The 657-nt window shown below is 62.4% G+C and carries 2 protein-coding genes; both read left to right on the top strand.

Annotation, left to right across the window (positions count from 1 at the left end; translation table 11 throughout):
- A partial coding sequence (locus tag P0D80_RS50885; protein WP_408296494.1) for an IS110 family transposase occupies positions 1–551 on the top strand: 551 nt, incomplete at its 5' end.
- Positions 548–657: transposase (locus P0D80_RS50880; protein WP_408296497.1), on the top strand; the 110-nt coding region annotated here is incomplete at its 3' end. The genes P0D80_RS50885 and P0D80_RS50880, both read left to right, overlap by 4 nt.

The following is a 657-nucleotide window of genomic DNA, read 5'->3' as shown; positions in this document are numbered from 1 at the left end:
CCGGCCGTGAAGCCGATTTGAATGACGCGATGTGGATTGCAGGCCCCGCTCGCTCACGGGCTATCCGCTCCAGCTTCGTCCCGCTGGCCGCGATCCAAGAGTTACGTGATCTGACATGCACACGCAAACAGCTGACGCGCGAGATCACCCGGCATTGTTTGCGTATCCGGAAGGTGCTCGAGGATGCCAATCTCAAACTCGGCAGTGTCCTTGCTGACGTACTAGGCGGTAGCGGGGCGCGCGATCCTGAAGGCCATTATCTCGGGCGAGGACGATCCGGTGCTGCTGCGGCACTTGTGCAAGGTCACGCACGCAGGAAGCCGGGTGAACTACGCGAGGCGTTGCGCGGGCGCGTAACTTCCCATCATCGTGAGATGCTCGCGCTCCATTCGCAGTTCACCGACGCCCTTGAACGTGCACTGACTGATCTGGATGCCGCGGTGGGACTCGCGCTGACGCCAATCCATCAGCACGTTCAACTGCTGAGAACCATTCCCGGCGTCGGTGACCTGACCGCCCAGGCCCTGGTCGCCGAGATTGGGTCGACATGACGCGCTTTCCCGATTCCACTCACCTCATATCGTGGGCCGGACTGTGTCCCCATAATGACGAGAGCGCCGGTAAGCGCCGCAGTACGCGCGTCCGCAGAGCGGCGCA

Source organism: Paraburkholderia sp. RL17-373-BIF-A (genome assembly GCF_046030175.1).
Classification (GTDB): Bacteria; Pseudomonadota; Gammaproteobacteria; order Burkholderiales; family Burkholderiaceae; genus Paraburkholderia.
Note: the sequence above shows the minus strand (reverse complement) of the source record. Positions and strands in the feature narration are given on the sequence as shown.